This window comes from Agrobacterium sp. 16-172Ci, from assembly GCF_053522725.1.
In genome coordinates, this window is record NZ_JBNWBW010000005.1 from 72304 (window position 1) to 87533 (window position 15230).

At 52.0% G+C, this 15230-nt stretch carries 12 protein-coding genes; 5 read left to right on the top strand and 7 right to left on the bottom strand.

Going from position 1 to position 15230, the window contains the following annotated elements:
* Positions 1-34 precede the first annotated feature (34 nt).
* A complete protein-coding gene (locus tag ACQZ40_RS07805; protein WP_006697363.1) occupies positions 35-985 on the top strand; it encodes a bile acid:sodium symporter family protein in 951 nt (316 codons plus the stop codon).
* A 49-nt stretch (positions 986-1034) separates the two neighbouring features.
* Here ACQZ40_RS07805 and ACQZ40_RS07810 read toward each other — a convergent pair whose 3' ends face one another.
* On the bottom strand, positions 1035-2090 hold the full coding sequence (locus ACQZ40_RS07810; RefSeq protein ID WP_448747705.1) for an aldo/keto reductase: 1056 nt from the start codon (positions 2088-2090) through the stop codon (positions 1035-1037).
* Positions 2091-2275: 185 nt separating this feature from the next.
* Here ACQZ40_RS07810 and ACQZ40_RS07815 point away from each other — a divergent pair, with 185 nt between their 5' ends.
* On the top strand, positions 2276-3181 hold the full coding sequence (locus tag ACQZ40_RS07815) for a LysR family transcriptional regulator (RefSeq protein ID WP_448747706.1): 906 nt from the start codon (positions 2276-2278) through the stop codon (positions 3179-3181).
* Positions 3182-3262: 81 nt separating this feature from the next.
* Here ACQZ40_RS07815 and ACQZ40_RS07820 read toward each other — a convergent pair whose 3' ends face one another.
* Together ACQZ40_RS07820 and ACQZ40_RS07825 are read right to left on the bottom strand one after the other, a co-directional pair.
* Positions 3263-4045: a 2-keto-4-pentenoate hydratase gene (locus ACQZ40_RS07820; RefSeq protein ID WP_448747707.1), complete on the bottom strand. Its 783-nt coding sequence runs from the start codon at positions 4043-4045 to the stop codon at positions 3263-3265.
* A gap of 352 nt (positions 4046-4397) precedes the next feature.
* Positions 4398-6161, bottom strand: a complete 1764-nt coding sequence (locus ACQZ40_RS07825; protein WP_443406457.1) for an ABC transporter ATP-binding protein — start codon at positions 6159-6161, stop codon at positions 4398-4400.
* A 382-nt stretch (positions 6162-6543) separates the two neighbouring features.
* Here ACQZ40_RS07825 and ACQZ40_RS07830 point away from each other — a divergent pair, with 382 nt between their 5' ends.
* Positions 6544-7665 (top strand): FkbM family methyltransferase, encoded by a 1122-nt coding sequence (locus tag ACQZ40_RS07830; protein ID WP_443406458.1) that lies wholly within the window; start codon positions 6544-6546, stop codon positions 7663-7665.
* 255 nt (positions 7666-7920) lie between these two features.
* On the opposite strand, the gene ACQZ40_RS07835 is transcribed toward ACQZ40_RS07830, so the two are convergent.
* The 3 genes from ACQZ40_RS07835 to ACQZ40_RS07845 are packed head-to-tail and all read right to left on the bottom strand — an operon-like array spanning position 7921 to position 11475.
* Entirely contained in the window at positions 7921-9066 is a 1146-nt protein-coding gene (locus tag ACQZ40_RS07835) for a DegT/DnrJ/EryC1/StrS family aminotransferase (RefSeq protein WP_443406459.1), read from the bottom strand.
* Positions 9067-9124: 58 nt separating this feature from the next.
* Positions 9125-10207: a Gfo/Idh/MocA family protein gene (locus tag ACQZ40_RS07840; RefSeq protein ID WP_443406460.1), complete on the bottom strand. Its 1083-nt coding sequence runs from the start codon at positions 10205-10207 to the stop codon at positions 9125-9127.
* Positions 10208-10248: 41 nt separating this feature from the next.
* Positions 10249-11475, bottom strand: a complete 1227-nt coding sequence (locus tag ACQZ40_RS07845; RefSeq protein ID WP_443406461.1) for a hypothetical protein — start codon at positions 11473-11475, stop codon at positions 10249-10251.
* A 397-nt stretch (positions 11476-11872) separates the two neighbouring features.
* Here ACQZ40_RS07845 and ACQZ40_RS07850 point away from each other — a divergent pair, with 397 nt between their 5' ends.
* Complete coding sequence (locus ACQZ40_RS07850; protein WP_448747708.1) at positions 11873-13012, top strand: ATP-grasp domain-containing protein; 1140 nt, start codon at positions 11873-11875, stop codon at positions 13010-13012.
* Between the two features lie 52 nt (positions 13013-13064).
* On the opposite strand, the gene ACQZ40_RS07855 is transcribed toward ACQZ40_RS07850, so the two are convergent.
* Positions 13065-14009, bottom strand: coding sequence for an FkbM family methyltransferase (locus ACQZ40_RS07855; RefSeq protein ID WP_448747709.1), 945 nt, complete (start codon positions 14007-14009; stop codon positions 13065-13067).
* 315 nt (positions 14010-14324) lie between these two features.
* On the opposite strand from ACQZ40_RS07855, the gene ACQZ40_RS07860 reads away from it, so the two are divergent.
* Positions 14325-15221, top strand: coding sequence for an FkbM family methyltransferase (locus ACQZ40_RS07860; protein ID WP_448747710.1), 897 nt, complete (start codon positions 14325-14327; stop codon positions 15219-15221).
* The last annotated feature ends 9 nt before the right edge of the window (positions 15222-15230 follow it).

The following is a 15230-nucleotide window of genomic DNA, read 5'->3' on the forward strand; positions in this document are numbered from 1 at the left end:
GACGGGGTCGCATGATCATATTGGGAGTATAGACATGAAAACACTGGCAGCCGTTTCGGCTTTTGTAGGCAAGACCTTTGCCGCCTGGGTCATCCTGTTTGCCGTGCTCGGCTTCTTTTTTCCGGATACGTTCAAGCAGATTGCGCCGTGGATCGTCACGCTTCTGTCGATCATCATGTTCGGGATGGGCCTCACACTTTCGGTCGATGACTTCAGGGAGGTCGTAAAAAGGCCGTTCGATGTGACGATCGGCGTGCTCGGCCAGTTTCTCATCATGCCGCTTCTGGCGGTGCTGCTCACCCGGATCATTCCCATGCCGCCGGAAGTCGCGGCGGGTGTCATTCTGGTCGGCTGCTGCCCTGGCGGCACATCGTCCAATGTCATGACCTATCTCTCCAAGGGCGATGTCGCCTTGTCCGTTGCCTGCACCTCGGTCACCACGCTTGCCGCGCCGCTGGTGACGCCGTTCCTCGTCTGGCTGTTTGCGAGCCAGTTCCTGCCGGTCGATGGCTGGGCCATGTTCCTCAGCATCGTCAAGGTCGTTCTGGTTCCGCTCGCTCTCGGCGCCGCCCTGCAGAAGCTGCTGCCCGGTCTCGTCAAGACCGCCGTTCCGGCATTGCCGCTGGTGAGCGTCATCGGCATCGTCCTCATCGTTTCGGCGGTGGTGGGAGGATCCAAGGCGTCTATCGCCCAGTCCGGACTGATGATTTTTGCCGTCGTCGTCCTGCATAACGGGCTTGGCTATCTCCTCGGTTACCTCGCGGCGAAGGCAACGGGCCTGTCGCTTGCCAAGCGCAAGGCCATTGCGATCGAGGTCGGCATGCAGAATTCGGGCCTTGGCGCGGCGCTTGCAACGGCTTATTTCTCGCCTCTCGCTGCGGTTCCGAGCGCCATTTTCAGCGTCTGGCACAATATTTCCGGTGCAATCCTGGCAAACTGGTTTTCCGGCCGTGTGGACGCAGGCTCCGCCAACAAAGCCGCCTGAAGCTCACCATCTGTCAGGCCGCCTGTCGTTCAGGCGGCCTGACCCTGCCTTAGAACGGCATGGTCTGGCGTGTTACGGCCGGCGGATTGAGCCGCGCAAACCCCTCCTGGCGCTGATACGGGAAATGCGGATAGGGAGCAGTCGTCGCGCTTGCCTCGTCCAGCTGCGCTACCTGTGCGGACGTCAGTTCCCATCCCACGGCATCGAGGTTCTGGCGAAGCTGTTCCTCATTGCGCGCGCCGATGATGACCGTGGAAACAGTGGGGCGTCTGAGCAGCCAGTTGAGGGCGACCTGCGGCACCGTCCTGCCGGTTTCTTGCGCGACAGCGTCGAGCGCATCGATTACGCGGTAGAGATGTTCATCATTAACCGGCGGGCCGAAGCTGGCGGTCTCATGCAGGCGGCTACCTTCAGGCAGCGGTGTGCCGCGGCGGATTTTTCCCGTCAACCGCCCCCAGCCAAGCGGGCTCCAGACCATTGCGCCAAGGCCCTGATCCGCGCCGAGCGGCATCAGATCCCACTCGTAATCCCGGCCGATCAGGGAATAGTAGACCTGATTGACCGCATAACGCGGCCAGCCATATCGGTCCGCGACGGCAAGCGATTTCATGATCTGCCAGCCTGAAAAATTTGAGACGCCGGTATATCGCACCTTGCCGGAGCGGACGAGCGTATCGAGCGTCGACAGCACCTCCTCGACCGGTGTGAAGGCATCGAAGGCATGGAGTTGCAGGATGTCGATATAGTCGGTCTTTAGTCGGCGCAGGGCGTCATCCACCGCGCGCAACAGCCGGAAGCGGGACGAGCCCGCCTCGTTCGGCCCGTCGCCCATCGGCAGGCTGGTCTTGGTTGAGATCAGAACGCTGTCGCGCCTTCCCTTGACGGCTTCGCCGAGCACTTCCTCCGATGCGCCATTGGAATAGACATCGGCGGTATCGAACAGGTTGACGCCGGCTTCCAGACAAATATCGATCAGGCGCCGGGCTTCGGTGGCGTCTGAATTGCCCCAGTTGCTGAAGAGCGGGCCTGCGCCGCCGAAGGTTCCGGTGCCGAAACTCAAGACCGGCACTTTCAGGCCGGATTGGCCGAGATGGCGATATTCCATGGGGCGTTCCTTTGTTGCTTCGAAATGGTCGCGGGCGGGGCTCTGGCAGCGCCGCGCTCTGTCCATCCCGTCATGATCTGGCAGATGAAGATTGCGATGCGTTTCAATCGCCGCCTGAAGATAGACGCTCGCTCTTAAATGAAATAGAATGCCGAAAATACTATCACTTGTGAGATGAAGTCATCATGGCGCGACTGGAGATCAACCGGGCAGGGGAGATGGAAATCTTCGTGCGGGTCGTCGAACTCGGCGGTTTTTCCCGCGCGGCAGCGGCGGCGAACATGACGCCTTCGGCGGTGAGCAAGCTGATCGCACGGTTGGAAGGCCGCCTGGGCGCGCGCCTGCTCAACCGTTCCACCCGACAGCTTCAGATCACGTCGGAGGGCTGCGCCTTCTATGAAAGGGCCACCCGCATCCTCGCCGATCTCGAAGAGGCCGAACGCGCCGCCGGTGAGGGCGAGCAGCCTGTCGGCCGCGTGCGGATCAACACCAGCGCTTCTTATGCAACGCATATTCTTGCGCCCATCCTGCCACGGTTTCTGGCGCTTCATCCGGGCATCACGCTCGATATCGTCCAGACGGATATGGTGGTTGATCTTCTTGCGGAACGCATGGATGTCGCGGTGCGCGCCGGGCCGCTCAAAAGCTCAACTCTCGTTGCCCGGAAACTCGGTGAGACACGGATGATCATTGCTGCCGCCCCGGATTATCTGGAGCGCTGCGGCGTGCCGCAAACCATCGCAGATCTGGAACATCACAATCGGCTCGGATTCGGTTACGCCCGGTCAGTCGATGGATGGCCGTTGCGGGATGCCGGAAAGACCGTCGTCATTCCGGCGACGGGGCGCGTGCAGGTCAGCGACGGCGAAGGCCTTCGCCGTCTTGCCCTTGCCGGTGTCGGGCTGGTTCGCCTTGCCGCCTTCACCGTGCGGGAGGATATCGCCGCCGGCCGGCTCATACCGGTCCTCGATCACCTCGATACGGGTGAGACGGAGATGTTTCATGCCGTTTATGTCGGCCAGCGCGGGCCGCTTCCCGCCCGCATCCGGGCCCTGCTCGATTTTCTCGGCGAGCACGGGCGAGTGAAATGACTTTCCGATGGCATCGGAAGTCGCGGCGGGGATGAAGACGGCAGGAGGCTGAAAAAAAAGAGCGTCCGGCGGACCGGACGCCTATGGTCTCGGACCGGACAGCGTGAAGGCGCCAACCGATTTCAGCGCTAGGTGCGTCTCGCCGGCAAGTGTGCTCGGTATCGCGCCGCAAAGGCTGCCAGTCGTCACGACATTGCCCGCCTTAAGCATCTCGCCGGTGTTGAATGCCGCATTGGCAAAGGCGACCAGCGGCGCGAGCGGATCACTATTCGGATGTTTTACCCTGGCATCGAACAGCGATACCGACCCCTCGGTAACGGTAAGCTGCGGCAGGTTCTCGCCATTTCCGGCAAAGACATCCACGATGTGCTTATCGACTTCCGGGCCGATGACGAAACCGTGGTTGGCGAGGCGATCCGCGAGAAAAAGCGGAAACGGCACCTGATTTTTCTCCACCAGCCTGTAGCGGAGAAGTTCAGCACCAAGGTGGACCTTGTCGATAAATCCTATGAGGTCCTCCCTGGTCAGCGGTCCCGCCGCCGCGGGAATATCCGCCGAAAGCGTAAAGCAGATCTCAACCTCGATGCCTTCGGTGCCGTCATGCGGAAAAGAAGCGGCATTGGCTTCATCGACCCGCACACAATCGAACATGGGCGCCCCTATGGCCTCGCCACCCGCGCGGATAGCAAGTTTCCAGCCGGCAACCGGTTCTGCCCGGCTTTCAGCAAAAGCCCGCTGGACCGCCATAGCCTCTCCAAGCGTAGCAGGAATGAGACCCTCCGCCTGCACCGCCGCCAGAGAAATCTTCGCCCCCTCGCGGCTCGCTGTGATTAAGCTTTTCGCCAGTTTTTCGATTGCCACCATTGCGTCCATGATCTCCGTTGTTCTCGAACGCCAAAACGTTGTCACGATTTGGCGCTCGCTGCCAAGGCCATCAATGCCGGGTACGGTTCCGATTTTGGGTTGGGATTCTGGAGCACGGCAGCGGAAAAGCTGCCCCCTCTTGTCACGGAGAAAAGGATGCGATCGGCCAATCAGCCTTCCTGTGATCTGATAGGGATGGCCGGTTAAGGCATGTCGGAGATTGGCCACTTTCGAGGTGGGACATGCGTGATTTGGAAACCGCTTAGCGGCGACACTGCTTCCAAATCCGCTTGCGCTTTAGGAGGGCAAAAAGTCAATTCGGGCGGCATTGCCGCCCGAATTCATTCGCTGATCAGGCGACGTCCGCATCGAACTGAATGCTGTGAAGGCGCTTGTAAAGACCGTCATTGGCCAGCAATTCGCGGCGACTGCCTTGTTCGGCCACTTCGCCATTATCCATCACGACGATCTTGTCGGCGCGGTTAATGGTTGAGAGGCGATGGGCGATGACGATGGAGGTCTTGTTGAGTGTCAGACGCTCCAGCGCATCGCGCACCAGCGACTCGGATTCCGAATCAAGCGCACTCGTTGCTTCATCGAGGATCAGAATATCTGCATCTCTGAGCATCGCGCGCGCAATGGCGATACGCTGGCGTTGGCCACCTGAGAGGCCCGAGCCGTTCTCACCGAGTTTCGTGTCGTACCCATGCGGCATCTTCATGACAAAATCATGCGCATTGGCGGCCTTTGCGGCAGCAACGATTTCCTCGTCAGTCGCATTGTCGCGGCCGACGGAGATATTGTGCTTAATGGTTCCTGAGAAGAGGAATGTCTCCTGGCCGACATAAGAAACATGTTCACGAAGGCTGGCAAATGAAACATCGCGCAGGTCCATGCCATTGATTTCAACGGAGCCGTTCTGCGGATCGTAAAGGCGCATCATGAGATTGATGATGGTCGATTTGCCGCTGCCAGAGGGCCCCACCAGTGCTGTCATCTTGCCGCCTTCGAACAGAACGCTGACGTCCTTCAGAACTGGCTGACCCGAAACGTACTCGAAGCTGACATTCTTCAGTTCCACGTCACCGCTCGCCTTGATAAGAGGGACGGCATCCTTTTTCTCGGCAAGTGTCAGCGGAGCATCCAGAACCTCGAACATCATACGTACGCCGATCATGCCGCTTTCAATCTGTACACGCATGCGCGCCAAGCGCTTTGCTGGCTCATAGGCTAAAAGCAGCGCCGTGATAAACGCCATTAGGTCGCCGGGAGAGCCACCCTTCTCCAGGACGGTATAGCCAGAAACTGCAATCACAACAGCGATTGCAAGGCCGGACAAAGTTTCCATGATTGGACTTGTTGCGGCTTCGAGTTTGGCAATACCATTCGATCGCTGCTCCACATCCGAAACGGCCTTATTCATACGTTGGCGCATCAGATTTTCGAGTGAGAACGCCTTTATGACCCGAACGCCGATGCTCGTTTCCTGTACGACATTGACGATTTCGCCGATAGAAGCCAGCTCGGCCTCCATGATTTTGCGTACGCGCCGCAACACCAAACGGACGCTGAAAATGGCGAGCGGACCTACGATCATGGAGATCGCACTCAAAAGGAAATTCTGAGCGAACATGACAATGATCAGCCCTAAAAGGGAAAACAGATCTCTTACAAAAGACGTGACGATCGTATCAATCACGCTGCGGGCTGCTTGAGCGTTATAGGTTACGCGCACAAGCAACTCGGAAGAGGGCATGTTCTGGAAAAAAGACACGCCTTGCTTCAATAAGCGATCGTATATTTTGCGCTGTTGTTCGGCAACAATGCTGTTGCCTGCTTTGCTCAAATAAAAGCTTTGAACAAAGGTGGCGAAGCCTTTGACGATGAAAATCATCGCAACGGCAAACGCTATCTCCAGCACAACGTCGAATCCGCGTTTCAGATAAACGCTGTTCACAATATCGCGCATGATCCAAGCGCTGAGCGATGTCGTTAGCGCGACCACCAACATTGCGGCGATGGCGACAGAATACCAGCCAACATGTTTTTTAAAATTCTCTTTAAATAGTCGCGCCAGCAACTTCTTGTCGTTCGGCGACAAAAACGATCCGATCACGGAAAAATCCTTATTTAGGGTCGACGCTTGTGATAGCCCGACGATGCATATACCGCCATCAAGAGGTGCGATTTTCGCTGCCCTCACTCGCTAGTTAATATACATACCTCTTATTGCGGTGCCACACGGGCTTTCATCTTGAGTTCATCCGCATCGCGTTTTCTCTCGTCGCGGCTAGCAAATAGTGCGGTGGGGACAGGCTGTCAATATTTTGCTTGGAGGTGTTGGGAAACCTTAGGGGAAATCGGCCGGAGACATGCACCTTTGGTGATAGAGAAATCTGCAGTCGCAAATTGTTTTTTCAATCAAAGCAATATGCGGTTGTCGGAAAGGGTTTTCCTAATATACGAATAAGGCATATTTGTTGGGAGGACTAAACGGGATGCGCAATCCTCATCGGGTATACGAAACGAATTTTCACAATTTCCCCAGGGAGGCTGGACGTAGTACGTTCATTCATGACTTCACGAAATTTGTGGAGGATGCATTGGCGAATCCCAGGGGGCAGGTGGACCCTCGAAAAGCCGCTGGCATGGCGCCGGAACCTTACAGGCACAATAGCGACGTTACTTCTAACATTCAGGTTTTAAAAAAATATGCTCTTGGCATGATTGAGCCACAAATCGATAAGTGGGAATGGCTATATGAAACGCTAGATGACAGGGATTCCCGAGACCTGCTTATATCGGTGGTGGCCTATAGGGCCATTGGCTGGAACTACGTGAAGCTCCCGCTAGATAATCTAGAATTTGTCAAAGCAGTGGATGAACTCGAAAATCTTGCGTCTGACCTCGACGTCCCTGACCATGTCAAGGAGAAGGGGATGAAACGCTTCCATCTTCGTACGATAGGGAAGGATCTGAGCGTTTTCAGTGAGGCCTTTGGCATCTTTAACGAATTTGTTTACCCGCAGTATTCTTATCGAGGATATCACAGAGTTTTCACGGCGGAACAAGGAGATTACGTTCTGGATTGTGGTGCTTGCTATGGCGGAACAACATTGAATTTTGCTCATGATGTCGGGCCGGAGGGACGCGTCTACAGCTTTGAGTTCATGCCTGAGAATACAGCTGTCTATCGGTCAAATGTCCACGAGAATGTTAATCTCGTTAACCGGATTTGTCTGATTGAGCGTCCTGTCTACTCGCAATCGGATTTAACTATGTCGATTACGGGAAGAGGTCCTGCTACTCAGGTCCATCTTGGAGACATTGAAGGCGCCGAGAAAGTACAATCGATAAAATTGGACGACTTCGTCGCCAATAGCGGCTTGCCTCGGGTAAATCTCATCAAAATGGACATTGAGGGCGCCGAGATGGAGGCCCTAAAGGGTGCAACTGCCACGATTGAGAAATTCAAGCCCAAAATGGCAATTTGTGTTTATCACGGGCTTTCTGATTTTTACGAGGTTCCGAGATTGCTAAAAGGTATCCGAGACGACTACCGTATATTTTTCGGACATAGTACCACGCATGGTGATGAGTCGGTGATTTTCGCAGTTTAAACTGATATATCCACCAAGTTACTATTTGTATTCTGATGCCCAATAATTGAATTATTGGGCATCAGAGCAATTTTGAAAATGGATCGTCATTACTTCTCTAAGTAGCCCGGTGGTGAAAAACGTCTACATAGGTGCTTACTAAAAATCCATTTGGGCGAGTGACTTGATTTCCGAATTTCTTCTGGAAGAATTGATAGTGATCGCGGGAAACTCTACCGCAAACCTCCAAATCCACGCGGTGCCTCGAAGCTAAAATCACCGGCGGAAAACATCTTCCATTATTCTGAGATGACTATCGCTTACTGAAGAGTGGAAAGGCAAGCAAAGAACTTGCTGCTTAGCTGTCTCTGCGTAAGGCACATGCCTTGTCGTAATGATTGAGCTATCGCGGTAAGGCACGTAATCGGTGCAAAGAGGGTAGAAGTATTTGCGGCAATGTATCTTATACGAGTCCAGCTCTTTCTTAATATCATCCCTGTGACGACCGAATTTCTCAGCAGCGATCCTGACCAGGAAATATTGTTCCGACTGGGTTGCATTTTGTCCAACGTCTTGAACCAGAACGCCATCCAAACCGGACAAAAGCTCTTTATACTTCCTTCTCAAAGTGGATCGTGCTGTTCTTTCCCGTTCAAAAATCTCAAGATTAAGCAGGCCGATCGCAGCCTGCATTTCATTCATTTTTCCGTTGAGGCCTATGGATACGACCTCTTCTTCATTTTTTATACCGAAGTTCCGCAGCAAATAAATGCTTTCCCGATCCGCCGGATCTGGAGTAGTTACGAGCCCGCCTTCAATAGTGTTGTATAGCTTCGTGGCATGGAACGAGAAAATTGAGGCGTCGCCTAGGGTCGCGACCGAACGCCCGTCAAGGCGTGATCCGAATGCGTGTGCAGCATCGTATATCAATTTCAGATTGTGCTTTTTCGCGATCGCCTGCAAAGCATCATGATCGCAGATGCAGCCGTAGGAATGTACGGCGAGAATAGCGGATGTATTCGGGGTGACTGCGGCTTCCACTGCGGCCGGATCAATCGTGAGGTCAGATTCCCTGATATCAGCAAATACAGGTCGCAAGTTATTCCATGCGATCGAATGAGCGGTGGCAGCAAAAGTCATGGGGGTCGTGATAACTTCACTACCTGCCGGCAAATTAAAGTGTTTGAGGGCAACCAATATTCCGGACGTACCGTTATTGAAGAGCATCGCGGTGGGTGCTTCTAGGAACTGTGCCAGCCGATCCTCAAGTTGCAGGCTCAACGGACCATGATTGGTGACATGTCCGGAGGCCCAAATTCGGGCCATATATTCATTGACTTGGTTGAGGTCAGGCAGCAGCGGCTTGCTGACGAAGAGAGGCTCTGCGACGCTCTTTTGGTCAATGGAGGAGATCGAATTCATGACTTTAGTCCTGCGTATTAAGATTTCGCGGTCGTCGAGTATGCGAATCTTGTCTAAATCAACTCTTGGTATCCAATGGTACGCTTTCGATATTAACCACGGAGCCCGTTTTGCTAGCAAGTATAACCGCTTCAAGGACGCGCATATTTGCCAGGCCGTCTTCGGCTGATACGAGAGGCCGGGACTTGCCAGCGATCACATCTTCAAAATGTGCGAGCTGCTCTGCCAGGGGATCCACACTAGGTGTGTCCAACACTTCTGTGTCGAACGGTTTCCACCATGAGGGAATATCGCTCTTGTTATAGGTGCGAGCCCGCATTGTCGGGAAATCCAGCGACCCGCGTGTTCCCGCGAAATGGTAACAGTCTGCGTCATCAAAGCGAGGATATGCTTTATTCTCGCCGCTCGTCATCTCCCAGCTTCTGTTACTTGCTGCGATATCGGACAATATAAACGTTCCCAGAGCGCCATTCTCAAAGACAATGGTAACTGCCACGGTGTCCTCGACCGCGAACTTGCGACGCTCATTGCTGGCATAAGCTGAAACCGATGCGATTTCGCCGCAAAGATATCGCAAAATGCCGATATCATGAATGAGATTGATAAGGATTGGTCCTCCCCCAGGGAGGGAACGCCAGGGGCCTTCGTCAAAATAATGCTCGGGTTTCCTGAAAAGCGCGGAACCTCGCACGGCAACAAGATCACCGAACGAATCGGAATTTATGAACTCTTTAGCAGCGGAAAGGTAGCTACTATAGGTTCTGTGGTGGCCCACCAGCACCGGAACATTATGTCGCTTCGCGGCCGCGCAAATCTGGGTACCTTCCTGGAGCGTTACCGCCAGTGGTTTTTCAACGAAGACCGGAATGCCTCGCTCGATGCAGCAGAGCGCCTGCTCAGTGTGGACGGCATTTGGAGAGGCGATTATGACTCCATCGATTTCCATAGCACCGAGCGCTTCTTCAATGCTGTTGAACATCGGAACGCCGTGTTCGCTGCAAAACACAGCGTTATGATCGTGGTTCGGCGCAACAATCGCAACAAGCTCGCTGTTTTTCGATTGCTCCAAAAGTTCCACGTGCCGTTTCCCGATCAAACCAGGGCCGGACAGAAGGATTTTGTTCGGTTTTACCGCGCTCAATATTATTCCCCAAATTCCTATGTTAGTCCTTGAGATGATGATCAGAGCCTGATGGACGCCGCTTCTGTAAAGGCCGATAGCGGGCGCAATTCAAAATCTCTGTTGATCAGCATTTCTATTCTGCGAATGTAATCCGCTCGCGAATACAGTTTGTCATACAGTTCAATCATACGCATATTCGTTTTTTGATAAAACTGAGGCTCGCTTTCCAAAGCGCGTATGCGCCGGCTTATCCCGTTTATCATTTCATCGGATGAAGCGAAAATATTGTCGAACTGTAAAAGTTCCTTCGTTGGGAAAAATTCATCATTATAAACCGCAAAACCCACGCCGCCTTGATGGATAGGCTGAGCGAGGTAGCCGTCAAATCCTTCTCCAAAAGTTATCGAAAACCTGCAACGCGTTGCGAGGTCCATAAACCGATCGAAGGTGATTCCGCGAATTTCCCGTAGCGTGTAGTCAGGGAGCTCCTGTTGAAGCTTCTCCAGCACTGCACTCTTATATGGAGCGTCGTCCGGTGAGTATATGATGAGCTTCTCTTTTTCCTCATAGTCTATCGGCTCATAGTTGCTGAGGTCCGTATAGGCCGGAAGAAGAAGTGTCGGCAAATTATACCGTTCAGCAAACTGCTGACCGAAATATGCGTGATGGGCGACGGATTGCGTAATTTCCGTTGATATCGCGCGAAGGTCTTCGAACTCCTCCTTTTCGGGCATTATATCTGTTTTTTGATTGAGTATATTTACAAAGAATTTTTCTCTTGATTTCAGATAGGCCAGCTGCTCCGGCCCAAGGTTCTTGACGAAATCGACGGATGCATATTCAGGAATTTGTAGATAGATTGTTTTAGCCGCCTTACAGCGTGTAATTTGGTTAAAACGAAAAACATCTTCGCTATTGCGAAAATTACGCTGCCTGTTGTACGTCAAATCCATCGTATTTGGTCTGGTCATAACCAGCACAAAATAGTCGTGCTTATGACGGAGATTATAAGCAGATTTTGCAATAGAGAAGAAGGAATATATTCCTCCGCTCATCTCGTTGTGCTCGGGAACGAGTATAACGAGAATATTCTCTGCCTTCTCTGCCTCTAACGGGAAGTTCTGGTCCTGTACATAGTGAGCAGCACGAGCGACAAACGAATCTCCTGAGAAAGGTAGATCAGGAACACCGGACGATGCCTTAAGTAATCGTCCTTCCTGTCTTCCATATTTTAAATAATGTACGAAAGGGTTAATGCCTGACTGGAAGACGTCAGGATTCTGCATGAGGTAACCATTGGTACTAAAATCCGGTGTAGGGTCCCGCCCTTCCTTCCAGCCATACTTTATATAGTGCAGTACCGGGTCAATGTTTCCATTTCGCAAATCGCGATTTGTATTAAGATAGTAACTTGTGTCAAAAGCGTTCCGAATAAAATTCGCATCTCTTGACATTCGAAAGCGCTTAGATAGCTGCTTAACTAACCGAAACTTCAAGTTATACCACCCTCTACATGCAAATTTGCGCCATCAATATAAAATTCAACCGTGAGATACCAGTTAACTTCCTCAGTATCAACCGCTGCTGGTTCTTCCGTGATTGATATATTTGTGGCATTAGCTGCCTGTCAATAAACATATGTCATCCATTCGTTGTGTGTATGACACCAGGCTGGAGATAAACGTGACTAAAAGGGTTCTGTTGCTTGATACCGCATTTGCGGCTGTTCCGATCCATAGTTGGCTTATTGCCAAGGGAATGGAGGTTTGGACCATGGGAAACAGGGCGTATGATCCGCTCGTGCTGGCGGCACCGGAACGTTGGATTGAAGGCAACTACGGGGATGCGAATTTTGTTGCATCTGTTTTGTCAAAGAGGCTTTTTGACGCCGTTATTCCCGGATGCACTGACGTCTCCATGGATACGTTTGTGCGATTGAATTTTCATAATTTTTATAAATTATCGCATGAAACTGATCAGACGTTGAACAATAAGCAGTTATTCCGAAAAACATGTGAGGAACTTGACTTGCCGGCGCCTCGCGTTTTTTCGCCCGCATCGCTACCGTCGTCTGGAAAAATCATTTGCAAACCCGTGGACAGCTTTAGCGGTCGAGGTGTGAGCGTTTTTGCTGCAGATGATGTTGTGGCGAGCGCGATCGCGATTGAAAACGCGCGCAAACATAGTCCGGTCGGGAACATCATCTGCGAGGAATTCGTGGAAGGCGAGTTGCGCAGTTACAGTGCTTTTTTGAAGTCAGGCAGGGTACGCGTAGCTTTTTCAGTCCGAGAGGGGTCCCGTTACGATCCTTTCGCGGTTGACACGAGCTATCTGATGGATGAAAGGGATGCTCCCGAACGCGTGGAGCTTCAGATGTCAGTGGAAAAACTCGCTCGCCATCTGGATTTGTGCGATGGGCTGCTCCACGTCCAGTATATTTGTGGTAATTCGAGAATCGCTATCGTTGAAGCAACCCGTCGATGCCCAGGTGATCTCTATTCGATGCTGGTAGAATATAGTAGCGGATTTCCGTTTGCTTCGAATTACGCTGCTGCGTTTGTTGGAGAAGCTGTGGATGACTCTCCGCCAATGCGGCGGCGGATTTTGCGTCATACGGTAAAACAAAGCGGCGCTTCGACGTTTAACGGCCTGGAATTCACGGGTCTCGAAAACATCTTTAGAATTGTTCCTGTTCGGCGACTTGGAGAAGCAATGAACTCTCAGGTTCTGGAACGAACGGCCTTGGTTTTTATGGACTATCAAGATGGCAATGCATTGAAACTGGCATATGAGCAGCGCTTGAATTCACGGCAGAATTGGTAACGAACAACGGCCTCGCCAGGTAAACACCGGCGAGGCCACCTGCCATTCGTTATTAATTCAGATTCAGCTTGGCGGCCTTGTCCTCGGGAACATAGAAGCCATCGACCCCAGAAAACTCACGCAGGACCTGACGGTAACCGTTGCGTCCCATCAGGTCTATCAAATGAGCCTCTTCCGTGTCCTTTCTGTGCTCTAGGCTAATGAACTCGAAGCGATAATTTGAGAAGGGGAAGCTTTCAAGTATGACGGCTTCGGATCCCTCCACGTCCATAGACAAATAGTCTATTGTCGATGGCGCTTTATGCTCGGACAGGAGATCCTCAAGCGAAATAGTATTCACATCATATGAGGAGCGGACTTGCTGCTCGCCTTCTTCCAGGACAGCTGATGACTCAAGTGCGTCTTCTGTTTCTGTAAAGTTCAGCACCTCGTTGCTTCTACTCCATACACAACGGGTATCGATGATCGACGTCCGATTTTTGAACAAGGATTCGTGCCACGTTGTGGCAGGTTCCGCGAGAATACCTTTCCAACCGAACTGACGCTCGAGCAATAGAGTATTGCTTATAGCCAGACCATCACAGGCGCCGAACTCGACAAAATAACCATCTCTTTTTCCGCCACTGAGAAGAAGGCAGAAAATATCCTGATAAAACTGTGTTTCTGTATTCTCAACGGAACATAGCAAATCCGCAACAAAGCTTGCACTTGCGTGATGGAGCGAGCGACTCGCAAGCTCAAATATCTTAAACAGCCTTTTTCGCTGCATAATCAGCTGACGGACCGAAAAAGCATGCCATTCGAGCTCGGTTTTTATCTTATCGACATCGCTGCTGTTTTGGATGTTGGTTTTCGTTACGAATTCGGAAATCGTAGAACGAATTTCACTCAATTTTGTCTGGAGCGCCAAAGTAGCATCGGCATCATTCCCGAGTTCTGAAACCAGACGATCAAGACGCCCGACCTCCTCTAGTAGGTCATTAAATTCCCTTGGCATGTTTTCGCAGCATCCTTCCCAATGTCGGTATCTTAGTCGGCACAGTGGCGCAAACCGTTACAAATCCTCGCTTATCATGCAACAGCTTTTTTAAGTAGGCGCTGAGATGCTAAACTAACGCGCTTGAAATTAGCTCTGCCTTCGATCCGTGGAAAATGATGGGGCACACAGTACCTGCCGGGGCAACTTGCCTTCGCTCTCCAAGAGTGTCATTTACCTAGCCGCGCCACGGCCGCTGACCTTGCCGCTTTTTTTGAATTGGTCGTTTTAGGTGACGCCCGTGATTTTGAGCGGGACATACAGATGGAGGTGGTAATGTTGACCGAAGAGGACAAGGCAGATCGTTTTAATCTCAGAACCTTGTTCGAAAAGAGACAGTCGAATGAAGCGACGAAGGCTGGCTTCTTCTATTTCGAAGACCAGAAATTTATGATCGCCCAAGGGAAAGAAACCTATGTCGTAGTCACGGGTGACATGGCTGTCGGCTATCCTCTGTTCATGCAAGGCGAAAGCGATTTTTCGAAGTTCGCTGATGCAGTTTCGCTTCTTCGCGACGCGAAGGGTAGGAATTGCGATGTCCTGTGGGACATTGGTGCCAATATTGGATCAATATGCATTCCAGCTCTTACACGTAATTTTGTTAAAAAAGCTGTGGCATTTGAGCCGGAAAATCAACTTTTCAAGCTGCTTCGAGCTAACACGATTTTGAATGGAGTCGATGAGCGTATTCAGTGCCACAATACGGCGCTCGGTGATTTTCGCGGATCGGTGGAACTAACGATGTCGCAGGGAAATACTGGTGACTATCGAATAGCTGGCCTCTTGCTGGAGGATGATGCGATGGGCGAGTCATCCAGGCAAAAGCAATCTGTAAAAATAAGTCCTTTGGACGATTTCAGAGAGAGTTTTGAGGATAACTCAACGTTTATATTCATGGATGTTCAGGGGTATGAAGGTTTGATCCTTAGCGGCGCAACGCAGATTTTATCGAAGTCGCCCCCACTCGTTGCGGAGTTTTGGCCTTACGCCATGAAGAGATTGGAAACCTATAAGGTTTTTCGCGATATAGTGTGTTCCGGCATATATTCGGAGTTTGCTGTTCTTTCCGAAACTGAGAATCGTTTTCTCCCTCTCAATGCCCAGGCGCTTGACGGCCTGTATGAGAAAGTGGGGGAGCATCACGACTCTTTTACGGACTTGTTATTTGTCTGAATGTAGGAA

What these genes read in the sequence shown, in the direction of transcription:
- ACQZ40_RS07805 (WP_006697363.1), top strand. Translation starts at nt 35, where the DNA reads ATGAAAACACTGGCAGCCGTTTCGGCTTTTGTAGGCAAGACCTTTGCC.
- ACQZ40_RS07810 (WP_448747705.1), bottom strand. Translation starts at nt 2,090, where the DNA reads ATGGAATATCGCCATCTCGGCCAATCCGGCCTGAAAGTGCCGGTCTTG.
- ACQZ40_RS07815 (WP_448747706.1), top strand. Translation starts at nt 2,276, where the DNA reads ATGGCGCGACTGGAGATCAACCGGGCAGGGGAGATGGAAATCTTCGTG.
- ACQZ40_RS07820 (WP_448747707.1), bottom strand. Translation starts at nt 4,045, where the DNA reads ATGGTGGCAATCGAAAAACTGGCGAAAAGCTTAATCACAGCGAGCCGC.
- ACQZ40_RS07830 (WP_443406458.1), top strand. Translation starts at nt 6,544, where the DNA reads ATGCGCAATCCTCATCGGGTATACGAAACGAATTTTCACAATTTCCCC.
- ACQZ40_RS07835 (WP_443406459.1), bottom strand. Translation starts at nt 9,066, where the DNA reads ATGAATTCGATCTCCTCCATTGACCAAAAGAGCGTCGCAGAGCCTCTC.
- ACQZ40_RS07845 (WP_443406461.1), bottom strand. Translation starts at nt 11,475, where the DNA reads ATGCAGAATCCTGACGTCTTCCAGTCAGGCATTAACCCTTTCGTACAT.
- ACQZ40_RS07855 (WP_448747709.1), bottom strand. Translation starts at nt 14,009, where the DNA reads ATGCCAAGGGAATTTAATGACCTACTAGAGGAGGTCGGGCGTCTTGAT.
- ACQZ40_RS07860 (WP_448747710.1), top strand. Translation starts at nt 14,325, where the DNA reads ATGTTGACCGAAGAGGACAAGGCAGATCGTTTTAATCTCAGAACCTTG.